The following is a 15,889-nucleotide window of genomic DNA, read 5'->3' as shown; positions in this document are numbered from 1 at the left end:
CTCGGGCAATGATACTTACATAGCTCAAGCTTGTCCGGAATAGAACCCAACCTGCTGCTAAATGCTCGCTCAATAACTAGAGGAACAATAAAGCGACGATAGCTCTACACCTCCTTTGATCATACGGAATATGACCAACCACTAATTAAACGAGAAATTTCTTCGACCCTACTTTTTACTTCCTCTTGATCGCCACGGCTTTCTACATTAAGTCGCAACAACGGCTCGGTATTGGAGCCTCGCAGACTGAAACGCCAAGCACTAAATTCAACACTGATTCCGTCGGTGCGGTCAACGCGAGGATTATGGGACAGATAGAAGGCAAGAATCTTATCGATGCTGCCCTTAACGTCAGCCACCTCGTAGTTGATCTCGCCACTGCACGGGAAGGCGGCAATGCGCTCGTCTACCAGTTGGGCCAGGCTCTTGCCGGTGACGCTCATCAGCTCGGCGACCAGCAACCACGGGATATTGCCGCTGTCGCAGTAGGCGAAATCGCGGAAATAGTGGTGCGCGCTCATTTCGCCGCCATACACCGCGTCTTCGGCGCGCATGCGCTCCTTGATGAAGGCGTGGCCGGTCTTGCTCTGGATGGCGATGCCGCCCGCTGCTTCGACTTGCTCGATGGTGTTCCAGGTCAGGCGCGGGTCATGGATGATCTTGCTGCCGGGGTGCTTGGCCAGCAGCATTTCAGCCAGCAGGCCGACAACATAGTAACCCTCGATGAAACGGCCCTGGTTGTCGAAGAAGAAGCAGCGGTCGAAGTCGCCGTCGAACGCGATACCCATATCGGCGCCGGTGTCGAGCACGGCTTGACGGGTCAGGTCGCGGTTTTCTGGCAGCAGTGGGTTGGGAATGCCATTGGGGAAGTTGCCATCCGGCTCACCGTTGATGATGGTGATGGCCAGCGGCAAGCGGGCTTTGAGCAGCTCCAGTACCGGGCCCACGGCGCCATTGCCCGGGTCGGCCAGCACCTTGAGGGGCTTGAGGGCCGACAAGTTGACGTAGGTCAGCAGGTGGTCGATGTAAGCGGTCTTGTCGAACGCCTCGCGCACGCTGCCAGGGGTGGCGGCCTGGGTGCCGAGGTCGCCGGCTTCGACACGCTGGCGGATGTCGTTCAGGCCGGTGTCGCCGCTGATCGGACGCGACTGCTCGCGCACCAGCTTCATGCCGTTGTAACCCTTGGGGTTGTGGCTGGCGGTGACCATGATGCCGCCATCGGCCTGGTAATGGCTGGTGGCGAAGTAGACTTCTTCGGTACCGCACAGGCCGATGTCGATCACATCGGCGCCGCCTTCGGTCAGGCCCTTCATCAGGGCACGGGACAGGCCGGGGCTTTCCAGGCGCATGTCGCGGCCGACCACGTAACTGCGCCCGCCCAGCTGGGCCACCAGGGCGCGGCCAATGCGGTAGGCAATGTCGTCGTTGAGGTCGGTCGGCACTTGGCCGCGGATGTCATAGGCTTTGAAACAGCGGGTCTGGATAGGTGCGTACATACATCTCTCTCGATGCGGCGCCGCCTGGGCAGCCACCGTCTGGAAGGGGATGGTCGGCGATTGAATAGCCGCATGAAAATCGGCCCGTGGCCTCGGCGAGGCGCTCACGGGCCGATGGGAAGGCCTGCTATCAGGCGTTGCAACGACCGTATTTGTCCTCGAAGCGGACGATGTCGTCTTCGCCGAGGTAGTCACCGCTCTGCACTTCGATCAGGACCAGGTCTATGACACCTGGGTTTTCCAAACGGTGTTTGTGGCCGGCACGAATGAAGGTGGACTCATTGGTGTTGAGCATCAGCTCCTGGTCATCGTTGACCACTACTGCCATGCCGCTGACCACGATCCAGTGTTCGCTGCGATGATGGTGCATCTGCAGCGAAAGCGACGCCTTGGGCTTGACCACGATGCGCTTGATCTTGAAGCGCTCGCCGTCTTCGAGCGTGGTGTAGGTACCCCACGGGCGATGCACGGTCTGGTGCAGCAGGTGGGCAGCGTGGCCGTCGCTTTTCAGGCGCTTGACGATGTGTTTGACGTCCTGGGCGTGGTCCTTGTGCGCAATCAGCAGCGCATCGGGGGTATCGACCACCAGCAGGTCCTGAACGCCGACCAGAGCAGCCAGGCGGTCTTCGGAGTTGACGTAGTTGTTGCTTGCGCCATAGGCCATCACTTCGCCTTCGAAGCGGTTGCCGTTCTCGTCCGGGGGGGTCAGCTCGCTGACCGCGTTCCACGAGCCGATGTCGCTCCAGCCGATGTCGCACGGGATGGTTGCGACTTTCTGCGAACGCTCCATCAGGGCGTAGTCGATGGAGATGTCGGGCACACTGGCAAAGCTGTCGGCATCAAGTGCCAGGCAGCTGTAACCCTTGGAGCTCGAGCGGCGGGAGGCTTCGAGGGTTTGCGCAACGGCATCGAGCACGTCCGGGGCGTGGGCCTTGAACTCCTCGATCACGGTACCGACCTGGAAGCAGAACATGCCCGCGTTCCAGAAATAGTTGCCGGCATTGACATAGGACTCAGCGGTTTTGAGGTCGGGCTTTTCAACGAAGCGTTCGACCTTCAGGCCACCTTCCAGCGCGCCACCAGCGGCCGCTTCGATGTAGCCGAAGCCGGTTTCCGGATATTGTGGCTTGATGCCGAAGGTGACTAACCAGCCCTCGCCGGCCAGGTGCACGGCCTTGCCAACCGCTTCGGCGAAGGCTGCTTCGTTCTGGATAAGGTGGTCGGCGGCCAGAACCAGCATGTAGGCCTGCGGCCCATGGGCCTCTTGCAACTGCAGCGCAGCCGCAGCGACTGCAGCGGCGGTGTTGCGGCCAAAGGGCTCGAGGATGTAACCCTGGGCAAGGTTCTGGGTATTGATGCCGCGGTATTCGTCTTCAGTCTTGAACAGGAGTTCACGGTTGGTAACGGTCAGCACTTCAACCACGCCTTCCAGGCGCGCGGCACGCTGGAAGGTCTTCTGGATCAGGTTCTGCCCGTCTGGCAGGGTCATGAAAGGCTTAGGGTGAGCCTCCCGCGATACTGGCCACAAACGGCTACCAACGCCACCGGATAGAATTACCGGGATCAATTCCATAATCGAGTCCTTAACGGCCACTTGAAGTTGTCAACCTCAGGGAACCTGCATGTGTCTTATTTCTGATCGCCGCCACGACAGCCGTAGCGGCGCTAAATGTGCGCGCCCAGCGTATTTATTCCCTGGCCATCCATAGGCTCAAGACGCAAGCTTCGGCCAGTAGAATACCAGAGATTTTTCCCGGTAGCTTGTCTGGCAGGCGCAGTAAATGCGGCGTCTAGCCGGATGTTGGGAGCGAATTGCCAGCACCTGTAAGCGCCCTGCAAGAACGCGTGGCGCTCATCAGACAACATTGTTTGTCAATGTTCAGTGAACGACCGGCCTATTGCGCAATAAAATAAGCCGTTGATCGGTTCGATTCCGAAACCCGGCGTTCCAACTCATATTTAAGGGCTGTTTTGGCACGTTGCTCGCCATGCACTAAAACCACACTCTTCGGTGGGCAGGGTATACCTTCAACAAACTTTACCAACCCGCTCTGATCAGCGTGGCCCGAGTAGCCGCCCAACGTGATGACTTTTGCGCGCAGCTCGTACATCTGCCCATCCAGATCGAGCTGCACAAAACCTTCTGCACCCTCACTCGCCTGTATCACCGCCCCAGGCGTGCCCTTGGCCTGATACCCCACAAACACCACTTCATGCCGCGGATCACCGAGCATCGCCTTGAGGTAGTTGACGATCCGCCCGCCGGAACACATGCCATTGCCGGCAATGACAATGGCTGGCCGCCCCGTGCTCTTGAGGTAGTTGAACACCTGCTGATGCTTGGCATGGGTATCAACGCACAGCAGCTGACCGAAGCCGAGCGGGTCCCTGCCCTCCCCGAGCCGCTGCCTGGCTTCGGCATTCCAGTATGCGTGCAACTCCGAATAGGCCTTGGTTATGCGCTGCGCCAGTGGCGAATCGAGAATGATCGGCAAGCGGGACCAGTTCACCCCCAGCTCTGGCGCGCTCGCCTCGTTCACTTTGCCTTTATTGAGCAGGGACTTGCGATGGAGGATGTCCTCGATCTCATACAGCAGCTCTTGGGTACGCCCCAAGCTGAAAGCGGGAATGAGGATGGTGCCGTTGTCCGCCAGCGCGCGGTCGATAACCGCCTCCAGCCGCTGCTGCCTGTCGTGGCGGGGCGCATGCAGCCTGTCGCCATAGGTGCTCTCCAGCACCAGAACGTCCGCGCGCTCTGGCGGCTGAACGGCGCGCAATAGCGGATTGCAAGGGGCGCCAAGGTCGCCCGAGAACACCACCCGCGTACTGGGTTCTACGCCCGGGTAGCGCACATCGCATTCAACATAGGCTGAACCGAGCAGGTGCCCGGCACGCTGAAGGCGCACGGAACAGGCCACACCCCGACTTTCGACCACGGTGTGCCACTGTTCGAAAGGTAGGGCGACCACCAGCCGCTGCAACAAGGCGAGGTAGCGGTCTACCTGAACCGGGTCCGAGCTGATACCGAGCTTGTAGGCATCCTCGAGCACCAGGGGCAGCAGCTTCGCCGAGGGTTCGCTGCACAGGATTGGCCCACGAAAACCCGCAGCCAGCAAGGCGGGGATGCGGCCGACATGGTCGAGGTGGACATGGGTAATGATCAGCGCCTGGATACCGCCGATATCGAAACCGATCGGTGCGAGTTCGGCACCTGGTGCAGCATCTGCACCTTGCTCCAGACCACAATCGACCAACAGGCTTTGCGCTTCATCAAGGTGAAGCTGGTGACAAGAACCGGTTACACCGCGGGTGCCACCGTGATGGGAAAGGATGGGATATTCCATACTGCTGCACGCTCGCCTGGGCAGGGAAAATGAAGCAGGTATTACTTCATTTCCAAAGGCGCATGCACAGGTGAGGGATTCCTAAATGGAAGTAGGATTATTCATCACTTACCTTCCAGCGCTGCCTGCCTGGCCGAGGCGCGAATCTTGCGTTTGCTGCGCTGTACGCCGTAGGCGCCCAACAGCGGGCCAATCGCCAGGCCTACTACCAGGGCCGCCAGCACCGGTACCGCAACCGGCAACTCGGGCGCCGACCAGCCAAACAGCACGAGTGCCACGGCCTGCTGGTTCTCCAGCACGAAGAACAGCACCACCGCCGCCAGCAGCAGCACGAACAACGCCGCCAGGGCGCGCTTGAGGTTACGCATCAGACTGGCTCCTTCATCGGTCAGGGGTGCTCGTGCTCTTCTTCATTGACGCGATCACGCAGCTCTTTGCCGGGCTTGAAGTGCGGAACGAACTTGCCTTCCAGCTCGACCGACTGGCCGGTCTTGGGGTTGCGCCCTACGCGTGGAGCGCGATAGTGCAAAGAGAAGCTGCCAAAGCCGCGGATCTCGATGCGATCTCCGGTGGCCAGGCATTGGGACATCTGTTCAAGCATGGTCTTGATGGCCAGCTCCACATCCTTGGACGAGAGCAGCCCTTGATGGGTGACAATACGTTCGATCAGCTCCGACTTCGTCATATTTTTCCCTTCGTTATCAAGCAGCTAGATCATTGCTTAATCAGTTTGTAGCACGCTGGGAGGGATTTGAACAGGGTGGTTCTTGACTTAATAAAAAAATTCAAGAATGGAGTGTTAGGAAATAAGCTTGGGCCTGCGCTGCAGGCCATCGCCGGCAAGCCGGCTCCTACAGGGGGTAGCGTGAGGCTTGGGGAAATTTTGGATAAAAAAAGGGTGGCCCGAAGGCCACCCTTTTTTTACACCGATCAAACAGAACTTAGTTCTGCTTGGCCATTGCTTCGCGCAGCAGCGCAGCCATGGTGGTATCGGCAGCCGCTTCCGGAGCGTTTTTCAGGCTCTGGATGGCTTCACGCTCTTCAGCGTCGTCTTTCGACTTGATCGACAGGCTGATCACGCGCGACTTGCGGTCAACGCTGATGATCTTGGCTTCGATCTCTTCGCCTTCCTTCAGAACGTTACGCGCGTCTTCAACGCGGTCACGGCTGATTTCGGAAGCTTTCAGAGTGGCTTCGATGTCGTCGGCCAGGGTGACGATGGCGCCTTTGGCGTCAACTTCTTTCACGATGCCCTTGACGATAGCGCCCTTGTCGTTGACAGCAACGAAGTTGGAGAACGGATCGTCTTCCAGCTGCTTGATGCCCAGGGAGATACGCTCGCGCTCTGGGTCAACCGACAGGATGACGGTTTCCAGCTCGTCGCCCTTCTTGAAACGACGTACGGCTTCTTCGCCGGTTTCGTTCCAGGAGATGTCGGACAGGTGAACCAGGCCATCGATGCCGCCGTCCAGGCCGATGAAGATACCGAAGTCGGTGATCGACTTGATGGTACCGGTGATCTTGTCACCCTTGTTGAACTGGCCGGAGAAGTCTTCCCATGGGTTGGACTTGCACTGCTTGATGCCCAGGGAGATACGACGACGCTCTTCGTCGATGTCCAGAACCATGACTTCCACTTCGTCGCCAACCTGAACGACTTTCGACGGGTGGATGTTCTTGTTGGTCCAGTCCATTTCGGAAACGTGTACCAGACCTTCAACGCCTTCTTCCAGCTCAGCGAAGCAGCCGTAGTCGGTCAGGTTGGTAACGCGAGCCTGCACGCGGGTACCTTCTGGGTAACGCGCAGTGATAGCAACCCACGGATCTTCGCCCATCTGCTTCAGACCCAGCGAAACGCGGTTGCGCTCACGGTCGAACTTCAGAACGCGTACGTCGACTTCGTCGCCAACGTTAACGATTTCGGAAGGATGCTTGATGCGCTTCCAGGCCATGTCGGTGATGTGCAGCAGGCCGTCGATGCCGCCCAGGTCCACGAATGCGCCGTAGTCGGTGAGGTTCTTGACGATACCTTTGACTTGCTGGCCTTCCTGCAGGGTTTCCAGCAGGGCTTCGCGCTCGGCGGAGTTCTCGGCTTCCAGCACGCTGCGACGGGAAACGACAACGTTGTTGCGCTTCTGGTCCAGCTTGATGACCTTGAATTCCAGCTCTTTGCCTTCCAGGTGGGTGGTGTCGCGCACAGGGCGGACATCAACCAGGGAGCCCGGCAGGAACGCACGGATGCCGTTAACGTCGACAGTGAAGCCGCCCTTAACCTTACCGTTGATAACGCCCTTGACCACTTCTTCGGCGGCGAAAGCTGCTTCCAGAACAATCCAGCACTCGGCGCGCTTGGCTTTTTCACGGGACAGTTTGGTTTCGCCAAAGCCGTCTTCGACCGCGTCCAGCGCAACGTGAACTTCGTCACCGACCTTGATGGTCAGCTCGCCAGCTTCGTTGTAGAACTGCTCGAGCGGGATGACGCCCTCGGACTTCAGGCCAGCGTGTACGGTAACCCAGTCGCCGTCGATGTCGACAACGATACCGGAGATGATCGCACCCGGCTGAAGATTGAGGGTTTTCAGGCTTTCTTCAAAGAGTTCTGCAAAGCTTTCGCTCATTTTAATTCCTGTAGATTCGGGCGAAACAGACGCCCATCGCCACACTCCAGACAATGTGGGTTTCGTTAAGTAAAGGAAAGCGGGCAGGACGTTGACTGGTGCCCCTGCCTGCTTTCCTGACGATCAGACCAAGTCGCGCTGGGCGAGCTCGCTCCTGATACGGTGCAGCACCTGCTCGATGGACAGCTCCGTGGAGTCCAGCTGAATGGCATCGGCCGCCGGCTTGAGCGGGGCCACTGCGCGCTGGGTGTCGCGCTCATCGCGCGCACGAATCTCATCTAGCAGACTCGACAGACTAACATCTTCGCCTTTGCCCTTCAACTGCAGGTAGCGGCGACGGGCACGCTCCTCGGCACTGGCGGTCAAAAACACCTTCAGCGGCGCGTCCGGGAACACCACGGTGCCCATGTCGCGGCCATCGGCGATCAGGCCCGGCGCTTCGCGGAACGCGCGCTGGCGCTGCAGCAGGGCTTCGCGCACTGCCGGCAGGGACGCCACCATGGACGCCCCGGCACCGACCGTCTCGGTGCGGATGACATTGCTGACGTCCTCACCTTCGAGAATGATCTGTTGCAGCTTACCCGGCTCGGCGGCGATGAACTGCACATCCAGATGGGCGGCCAGGGCCTTGAGCAGCTCTTCGTTGGTCAGGTCGACACCGTGGTTGCTGGCGTTGAACGCCAGCAGGCGGTAAAGCGCGCCGGAATCCAGCAGCCGCCAGCCCAGTTCGCGCGCCAACAGGCCTGCGACGGTGCCCTTGCCCGAGCCGCTCGGGCCATCGATGGTGATGACCGGCGCTTGCAGATTCACGACTTGCCCTCTTCTGCCACGCGGATACCCACTTCGGCGCACAGCGCGAGGAAGTTGGGGAACGAGGTGGCGACGTTGGCGCAATCATGGATGCGGATTGGCGCGCTGGCGCGCAGCGAGGCAACGCTGAAGGCCATGGCGATACGGTGGTCGCCGTGGCCATGCACTTCGCCACCGCCAATCTGGCCGCCGTCGATGATGATGCCGTCGGGGGTCGGCTCGCACTTCACGCCCAGGGCGATCAGGCCGTCGGCCATTACCTGGATACGGTCGGACTCTTTCACCCGCAGCTCTTCGGCGCCACGCAGCACGGTACGCCCTTCGGCACAGGCAGCAGCCACGAACAGCACCGGGAATTCGTCGATGGCCAGCGGCACCAGGTGCTCAGGGATATCGATACCCTTGAGCTTGGCACCGCGCACACGCAGGTCAGCCACTGGCTCGCCGCCGACTTCACGCTGGTTTTCCAGGGTGATGTCGCCGCCCATCAGGCGCAGGATGTCGATGACACCGGTGCGGGTCGGGTTGATGCCGACATGTTCGAGCACCAGCTCGGAGCCCTGGGCAATGGATGCTGCCACCAGGAAGAACGCAGCCGAGGAGATGTCTGCGGGCACTTCGATGCGGGTGGCGGTGAGCTTGCCGCCGGACTGCAGCGAAGCCACCGGGCCGTTGGACTCCACCGCATAGCCGAAGCCGCGCAGCATGCGCTCGGTATGGTCACGGGTGGGCGCAGGCTCGGTTACGGTGGTTTTGCCTTCGGCGTACAGGCCGGCCAGCAGCAGGCAGGATTTGACCTGGGCACTGGCCATCGGCAGCGTGTAGGTCAGCGCCTTGAGCGTGTGGCCACCGCGAATGGTCAGTGGTGGGCGGCCGTCCGGACCGGTTTCGACCACCGCGCCCATTTCGCGCAGCGGGTTGGCCACGCGGTTCATCGGGCGCTTGGACAGCGAGGCGTCGCCGGTCATGGTCACGTCGAACGACTGACCGGCCAGCAGGCCCGAGAGCAGGCGCATGGAGGTGCCGGAGTTACCCACGTAGATCGGCCCGGGTGGTGGCTTGAGGCCGTGCAGGCCAACACCGTGGATGGTCACGCGGCCGTGGTTCGGGCCTTCGATGACCACCCCCATGTCACGGAAAGCCTGAAGGGTCGCCAGGGCGTCCTCACCTTCGAGGAAGCCTTCGACTTCGGTCGTGCCTTCGGCCAGGGAGCCGAGCATGATCGAACGGTGGGAAATCGACTTGTCGCCCGGTACGCGGATTCGCCCGGTCAGGCGGCCACCCGGTTGGGCCAGGAAAATCAGATCGTTGGCGTTCATAGCGTCCACATAGGCCCGGCGGGCCAAGATTTTACTGAAATGCTCGCGGGCAACCCGAGCGCGGGTGAATACACCCAGCAACTGGTGCCCGTCCCCTGCATCGACCGCGTCGCGCAAGGCGTCGAGGTCGCTGCGAAAAGTGTCCAGGGTGCGCAGGACAGCCTCGCGGTTGGCGAGGAAGATGTCATGCCACATGGTCGGGTCGCTGCCGGCGATTCTGGTGAAATCGCGGAAACCACCGGCAGCGTACCGGAAGATCTCAAGGTTTTCATTGCGCTTGGCCAATGAATCGACCAGGCCGAAGGCCAGCAGGTGCGGCAAGTGGCTGGTGGCGGCCAGCACTTCGTCGTGGCGCTCTACCGGCATGTGCTCCACGTCGGCATCCAGGGCACGCCACAGGCGGTCGACCAGGGCCAGGGCGGCGGGGTCGGTTTCGGGCAGCGGCGTGAGGATGACCTTGTGGCGGCGGAACAGGGTGGCGTTGGAAGCCTCTACCCCGCTCTGCTCGGAGCCGGCGATGGGGTGGCCGGGCACGAAGTGGCGCAGGCGGTCGCCGAACACCTCACGCGCAGCACGCACCACATTGCCTTTGGCGCTGCCGACGTCAGTGATGACGGCGCTGCCCAGGTCCAGTTGCGCCAGGCGCGCCAGCAGCTTTTCCATGGCCAGGATCGGTACCGCCAGCTGGATGACGTCGGCGCCGACACAGGCGGCGGCGAGGTCTTCTTCGCAGCGGTCGACCACACCCAGGGCCACAGCTTGCTTGCGTGAAGGGGCATCCAGATCGACGCCGACCACTTCGCGGCACAGGCCGCTTTCACGCAGGCCTTTGGCGAAGGAGCCGCCGATCAGGCCCAGGCCTACGACGACGAGGCGGCCGATGAGCGGTGCGGGGTTGTTTTTTGCTGCATTTACCACTGGTACGAACCCTGTTCAGAAATCACGACAGTCTTTGGGACCGCAGGGGGCTGCTTTGCAGCCCATCGCGACACAAGGCCGCTCCTACAAGGGATTGCAGACGCCTGTAGGAGCGGCCTTGCGTCGCGATGGGGCGCAAAGCGCCCCCAACAACCTTGAATCAAAGCACCGCCTTTGGATACGAGCCCAGTACCTTCAGCGCCACAGCCTCTTGGCTGATCTTCTCCAGCACGGCCTTGATCAGTGGGTCGCGGTGGTGGCCTACGAAGTCGATGAAGAACACGTAGGTCCACTTGCCACTGCGCGACGGGCGGGTCTCGATGCGGGTCAGGTCGATGCCGTTGTCGTGGAACGGCACCAGCAGTTCGTGCAGGGCACCTGGCTTGTTGCTCATCGAAACGATGATCGAGGTCTTGTCGTCACCGGTCGGCGGCACTTCCTGGTTGCCGATCATCAAGAAGCGCGTGGAGTTGTCCGGGCGGTCTTCGATCTTCTCGGCCAGGCGGGTCAACCCGTACAGGTTTGCGGCCATGTCGCCGGCGATCGCCGCCGAATTCCACTCGCCCTTGACCCGCTTGGCGGCCTCGGCATTGCTCGACACCGCCACGCGTTCCACGTTCGGGTAGTGCGCGTCCAGCCATTTGCGGCACTGGGCCAGCGATTGGGCATGCGAGTAGATGCGGGTGATGCTGTCAGTCTTGGTGCTTTCGCCCACCAGCAAGTGATGGTGAATGCGCAGCTCGACTTCGCCACAGATCACCATGTCGTGCTCAAGGAAGCTGTCCAGGGTGTGGCTGACCGCACCCTCGGTGGAGTTTTCCACCGGCACCACGCCGAAATTGACGGCGCCGGCCGCCACTTCGCGGAACACTTCGTCGATGGCAGCCATCGGGCGGCTGATCACGGCGTGGCCGAAGTGCTTCATGGCCGCAGCCTGGGTAAAGGTGCCTTCCGGCCCCAGGTAGGCGATTTTCAGCGGCTCTTCGAGGGCCAGGCAGGACGACATGATCTCGCGGAACAACCGCGCCATCTCTTCGTTGCCCAGCGGCCCCTTGTTGCGCTCCATCACGCGCTTGAGCACGGCAGCTTCACGCTCAGGGCGGTAGAACACCGGCTGCTCGCCTTCGGCCAGCGAGGCGGTCTTGACCTTGGCCACTTCCTGGGCGCAGCGGGCGCGGTCGCTGATCAGCTCGAGGATTTTCTCGTCGAGGCTATCGATGCGTACGCGCAGCGCCTTGAGCTCATGTTCGGACATCAGCCGTGCTCCTTCTCGAATTCGGCCATGTAGGCCACCAGCGCCTCGACAGCGTCCAAGCCCAGGGCGTTGTAGATGGAAGCGCGCATGCCGCCCACCGAGCGGTGGCCCTTGAGGTTGAGCAGGCCACGGGCATCGGCGCCGGCCAGGAAGGCCTTGTCCAGGCGCTCATCGGCCAGGCGGAACGGCACGTTCATCCACGAACGGGCGTTGTGGCTGATCGGGTTGGTGTAGAACTCGCTGGCGTCGATGAACCCGTACAGGCGGTCCTTCTTGGCGCGGTTGCGTTGCTCCATGGCGTCGACGCCACCCTGCTCCTTGAGCCACTCGAAAACCAGGCCCGAGAGGTACCAGGAATAGGTGGCAGGAGTGTTGTACATCGAACCGTTGTCGGCCGAGACCTTGTAGTCGAGCATGGTCGGGCAGCTGCTGCGGGCGTGGCCCAGCAGGTCTTCACGGACGATCACCACCACCAGGCCGCTCGGGCCGATGTTCTTCTGCGCGCCGGCATAGATCAGGCCGTACTGCGACACGTCGATCGGGCGCGAGAGGATGTCGGAGGACATGTCGACCACCAGCGGAACGTCACCGGTTTGCGGCACCCAGTCGAACTGCAGGCCGCCGATGGTCTCGTTGGAGGCGTAGTGGACGTACGCTGCGTTCTTGGTCAGTTGCCACTCGTTCTGGCCAGGGATGGCCAGGTAGTCGTATGGCTTGGCACTGGCGGCGACGTTGACGTTGCCGAAACGGCGCGCTTCTTCGATGGCCTTTTTCGACCAGATGCCGGTTTCGACGTAGTCGGCAGTGCCGTTCTCCGGCAGCAGGTTCAGCGGGATTTCGGCGAACTGCTGGCTGGCACCGCCCTGCAGGAACAGGACTTTGTAGTTGGAGGGGACGGACAGCAGGTCACGCAGGTCCTGCTCGGCCTTTTCGGCAATGGCCACGTAATCGTCGCTGCGATGGCTCATTTCCATCACCGACAAGCCCTTGCCATGCCAGTCCAGCATTTCGGCCTGGGCGCGCTGCAGGACAGCTTCAGGAAGCGCGGCAGGGCCTGCGCAGAAGTTAAAGGCTCGTTTGCTCACATCCACTCTCGCTCTGCCAAATAGAACAAAATCGTTTGTTGCAGGCCGCGCACCCCTGTAGGAGCGGCCTCGTGTCGCGAAAGGGCTGCGCAGCAGCCCCCGCGATAGTTATTGCGCTGCTTAACCCTGGGACCGCCAGGCGACCCTTTCACGACACAAGGCCGCCCCAAAAAAAGGCAGGTCCTGCTGTTGCCTGCTGTAATCAGTCAAACGGGGCGACCTTGGTCGCCCCGTTCGGGTTGTTGCGCTTGCTTACTCTTGCGGTGCCTCTTCGGCGCCGGCATTGTCATCGTCCGCCGCTTCCGGCGCATCGAGCTCCACGCCCTCCTCGTCCGCCCCGACCAGTTCGTCGAGTTCTTCCTCGGAAGGTTCCTGGATACGCTCCAGGCCTACCAGCGTTTCGTCTGCGGCCAGCTTGATCAGGGTTACGCCCTGGGTGTTACGGCTCAGGCTGGATACCTCGCCAACCCGTGTGCGCACCAGCGTGCCCTGGTCGGAGATCAGCATGATCTCTTCACCTTCCTGCACCTGGATAGCACCGATCAGCAGGCCATTGCGCCCCTTGGTACCCATGGCGATCACGCCCTGGCCACCACGGCCGCGGCGCGGGAACTTGGACAGCGGGGTACGCTTGCCGAAGCCACGCTCGGACGCGGTAAGGATCTGCGCACCAGACTCCGGGATCAGCATCGAGATGATCTGCTGCCCCTTGCCCAGCTTCATGCCGCGCACACCACGGGCGGTACGGCCCATTTCACGCACCACGCTCTCGGCGAAGCGGATCACCTTGCCGGCGTCGGAGAACATCATGACTTCCTTGGCGCCGTCGGTGATTGCCGCAGCGATCAGGGTGTCGCCTTCCTTCAGCTTCAGGGCGATCAGGCCATTGGAGCGCGGACGGGCGAACTGCACCAGCGGGGTTTTCTTGACGGTACCGGAAGCGGTGGCCATGAAGATGTACGCGCCGGTCGGCTCGGCCACCCACTCAGGGGTGTCGCCGTCTTCTTCGTCGATTTCTTCTACTTCGACCACTTCACCTTCGATCACGCCCTCGTCGCCGTCTTCCAGCTCTTCATCCGGGTCGGCGCTCTGCTGCAGGGCCTCGAGGTCGATCTGCAGCATGGCGGTGATGCGCTCACCCTCCTCCAGCGGCAGCAGGTTGACCAGCGGGCGGCCACGCGCGGCGCGGGATGCCTCAGGGATCTCGTAGGTCTTCTTCCAGTACACCTTGCCCTTGCTGGAGAACAGCAGCAGGGTGGCGTGGCTGTTGGCGACCAGCAGGTGCTCGATGTAGTCCTCGTCCTTCACGCCGGTCGCCGATTTGCCTTTGCCGCCACGGCGCTGGGCCTGGTAAGCGGACAACGGCTGGGTCTTGGCATAGCCACCGTGGGAGATGGTCACCACGCGCTCTTCTTCCGGGATCATGTCGCCGTAGTTGAGGTCGTGGCTGGCGTTGAGAATCTCGGTGCGGCGCGCATCGCCGTATTCGGCGCGGATCGCTTCGAGTTCTTCGCGGATCACTTCCATCAGGCGCTCGGCGCTGCTGAGGATGCGGATCAGTTCGCCGATCTGCTCGAGGATTTCCTGGTACTCGGCCAGCAGCTTCTCGTGCTCCAGGCCGGTCAGGCGGTGCAGGCGCAGGTCGAGGATCGCCTGGGCCTGTTCCGGCGACAGGTAGTACTTGCCATCGCGCAGGCCGTATTGCTCGGGCAGGTCTTCAGGGCGGCAGGAATCGGCGCCGGCGCGCTCGACCATGACCTGCACGGCACTGGATTCCCAGGCAGTGGCAATCAGCGCTTCCCGGGCTTCGGACGGCGTCGGCGAAGCCTTGATCAGCGCGATGACCGGGTCGATGTTGGACAGCGCGACCGCCTGGCCTTCAAGGATATGGCCACGTTCACGGGCCTTGCGCAGCTCGAACACGGTACGGCGCGTGACCACTTCACGGCGGTGGCGGACGAACGCTTCGAGCAGGTCCTTGAGGTTGAGCACGCGCGGGCGGCCGTCGATCAGTGCCACCACGTTGATGCCGAACACGCTCTGCAGCTGGGTTTGCTGGTAGAGGTTGTTGAGCACCACCTCCGGCACCTCGCCGCGGCGCAGCTCGATGACGATGCGCATGCCGTCCTTGTCGGACTCGTCGCGCAGCTCGGTGATGCCTTCGATCTTCTTGTCTTTGACCAGCTCGGCGATCTTCTCGATCAGGCGCGCCTTGTTCAGCTGGTACGGCAGCTCGGTGACGACGATCTGCTGGCGGCCACCGACCTTGTCGATGTCTTCGATCTCGGAGCGCGCACGCATGTAGATGCGGCCACGGCCGGTACGGTACGCCTCGATGATGCCCTGGCGGCCGTTGATGATGCCGGCAGTCGGGAAGTCGGGGCCGGGGATGAACTGCATCAGCTCGTCGACGGTGACTTCCGGGTTGTCGATCAGCGCCAGGCAGCCGTCGATGACTTCACCGAGGTTGTGCGGCGGAATATTGGTCGCCATGCCCACGGCGATACCGCTGGAACCGTTGACCAGCAGGTTGGGGATGCGGGTGGGCATGACCGCCGGGATCTGCTCGGTGCCGTCGTAGTTGGGCACCCAGTCGACGGTTTCCTTGTGCAGGTCGGCCAGCAGCTCGTGGGCCAGCTTGGCCATGCGCACTTCGGTGTATCGCATCGCCGCGGCGTTGTCGCCGTCGACCGAACCGAAGTTGCCCTGGCCGTCGACCAGCAGGTAGCGCAGCGAGAATGGCTGGGCCATACGCACGATGGTGTCGTAGACCGCAGTGTCGCCGTGCGGGTGGTACTTACCGATCACGTCACCGACCACACGGGCGGATTTCTTGTACGGCTTGTTCCAGTCGTTGCCCAGTTCGCTCATCGCAAAGAGAACGCGACGATGCACGGGCTTCAAGCCGTCACGTGCATCGGGCAGCGCTCGCCCGACAATCACGCTCATCGCGTAGTCGAGGTAAGACTGTCTCAGTTCGTCTTCGATATTGACCGGGAGGATTTCTTTGGCCAGTTCGCCCATGAGAAGCCTGATTCCTTTTT

Annotated in this window: 11 protein-coding genes; all 11 read right to left on the bottom strand. The window is 61.7% G+C overall.

Annotated features, from left to right (window positions below; genetic code table 11):
* Nucleotides 1-119: 119 nt before the first annotated feature.
* The 11 genes from BLX42_RS21260 to gyrA all read right to left on the bottom strand — a co-directional run bounded on the left by BLX42_RS21260 (nt 120) and on the right by gyrA (nt 15,869).
* Nucleotides 120-1,496 carry a phosphomannomutase/phosphoglucomutase gene (locus BLX42_RS21260; protein WP_046787376.1) on the bottom strand — a complete coding sequence of 459 codons (1,377 nt, stop codon included), beginning with the start codon at nt 1,494-1,496 and terminating at the stop codon, nt 120-122.
* Between the two features lie 130 nt (nt 1,497-1,626).
* On the bottom strand, nt 1,627-3,069 hold the full coding sequence (locus tag BLX42_RS21255; protein WP_161872549.1) for a mannose-1-phosphate guanylyltransferase/mannose-6-phosphate isomerase: 1,443 nt from the start codon (nt 3,067-3,069) through the stop codon (nt 1,627-1,629).
* A gap of 322 nt (nt 3,070-3,391) precedes the next feature.
* Nucleotides 3,392-4,840, bottom strand: coding sequence for an MBL fold metallo-hydrolase RNA specificity domain-containing protein (locus BLX42_RS21250; RefSeq protein ID WP_161872548.1), 1,449 nt, complete (start codon nt 4,838-4,840; stop codon nt 3,392-3,394).
* A 104-nt stretch (nt 4,841-4,944) separates the two neighbouring features.
* The gene (locus BLX42_RS21245) at nt 4,945-5,208 is read right to left on the bottom strand and encodes a lipopolysaccharide assembly protein LapA domain-containing protein (protein WP_039601301.1); all 264 of its coding nucleotides are present in this window, start codon (nt 5,206-5,208) and stop codon (nt 4,945-4,947) included.
* A gap of 20 nt (nt 5,209-5,228) precedes the next feature.
* Nucleotides 5,229-5,525 carry an integration host factor subunit beta gene (ihfB, locus tag BLX42_RS21240; protein ID WP_012313292.1) on the bottom strand — a complete coding sequence of 99 codons (297 nt, stop codon included), beginning with the start codon at nt 5,523-5,525 and terminating at the stop codon, nt 5,229-5,231.
* A 256-nt stretch (nt 5,526-5,781) separates the two neighbouring features.
* On the bottom strand, nt 5,782-7,458 hold the full coding sequence (gene rpsA / locus BLX42_RS21235) for a 30S ribosomal protein S1 (RefSeq protein ID WP_012313291.1): 1,677 nt from the start codon (nt 7,456-7,458) through the stop codon (nt 5,782-5,784).
* 123 nt (nt 7,459-7,581) lie between these two features.
* The gene (cmk, locus tag BLX42_RS21230) at nt 7,582-8,268 is read right to left on the bottom strand and encodes a (d)CMP kinase (RefSeq protein ID WP_046787379.1); all 687 of its coding nucleotides are present in this window, start codon (nt 8,266-8,268) and stop codon (nt 7,582-7,584) included.
* Entirely contained in the window at nt 8,265-10,505 is a 2,241-nt protein-coding gene (locus BLX42_RS21225; protein WP_161872547.1) for a bifunctional prephenate dehydrogenase/3-phosphoshikimate 1-carboxyvinyltransferase, read from the bottom strand. The genes cmk and BLX42_RS21225 overlap by 4 nt, the downstream gene beginning before the upstream one ends.
* 160 nt (nt 10,506-10,665) lie before the next feature.
* Nucleotides 10,666-11,760, bottom strand: a complete 1,095-nt coding sequence (gene pheA, locus BLX42_RS21220) for a prephenate dehydratase (protein ID WP_039604669.1) — start codon at nt 11,758-11,760, stop codon at nt 10,666-10,668.
* On the bottom strand, nt 11,760-12,845 hold the full coding sequence (gene serC, locus BLX42_RS21215; protein WP_039604670.1) for a 3-phosphoserine/phosphohydroxythreonine transaminase: 1,086 nt from the start codon (nt 12,843-12,845) through the stop codon (nt 11,760-11,762). The genes pheA and serC overlap by 1 nt, the downstream gene beginning before the upstream one ends.
* A gap of 252 nt (nt 12,846-13,097) precedes the next feature.
* Complete coding sequence (gene gyrA, locus BLX42_RS21210; RefSeq protein ID WP_119688445.1) at nt 13,098-15,869, bottom strand: DNA gyrase subunit A; 2,772 nt, start codon at nt 15,867-15,869, stop codon at nt 13,098-13,100.
* Between the last annotated feature and the right edge of the window lie 20 nt (nt 15,870-15,889).

This window comes from Pseudomonas sp. SG-MS2 (assembly GCF_009933855.1).
GTDB lineage: Bacteria > Pseudomonadota > Gammaproteobacteria > Pseudomonadales > Pseudomonadaceae > Aquipseudomonas > Aquipseudomonas putida_E.
This window is presented reverse-complemented; position numbering and strand designations above follow the sequence as displayed.